The sequence below is a fragment of the Pedococcus sp. 2YAF34 genome, assembly GCF_052114585.1.
Taxonomy (GTDB): domain Bacteria; phylum Actinomycetota; class Actinomycetes; order Actinomycetales; family Dermatophilaceae; genus Pedococcus.
Genome location: NZ_JBFRFA010000143.1, coordinates 1 through 385 on the forward strand (window position 1 = coordinate 1; position 385 = coordinate 385).

Here is a 385-nt window from a genome sequence, read left to right on the forward strand (position 1 = left end):
CTCCTCAGCAAGGATGCCGTGGCCGACGTCGTCGAGGTCGTGCGCGGAACCGACTTCTACATTCCGAAGCACGAGATCATCTACGACGCGATCCTGTCGCTCTACTCGCACGGCGAGCCGACCGACGTCATTGCGGTCACTGATGAGCTGACCAAGGCCGGCGAGCTCTCCCGCGCCGGCGGCGCCGACTACCTCCACACCCTTACCGGCCTCGTCCCCACGGCCGCGAACGCCGGCTATTACGCATCCATCGTCGCTGAGCGCGCACTACTGCGCCGACTCGTCGAGGCGGGCACCCGCATCACGCAGATGGGCTACGCCGCCGAAGGCGAAGTGCTCGACCTGGTGAACAACGCGCAGGCCGAGATCTACGCGGTCACCGGAT

At 66.2% G+C, this 385-nt stretch carries 1 protein-coding gene; it reads left to right on the forward strand.

The annotated features are described in order from the left end of the window. Positions 1-385, forward strand: a 385-nt coding sequence (locus AB4Z02_RS19285; protein WP_441972990.1) for a DnaB-like helicase N-terminal domain-containing protein, incomplete at both ends; no start/stop codon positions are given.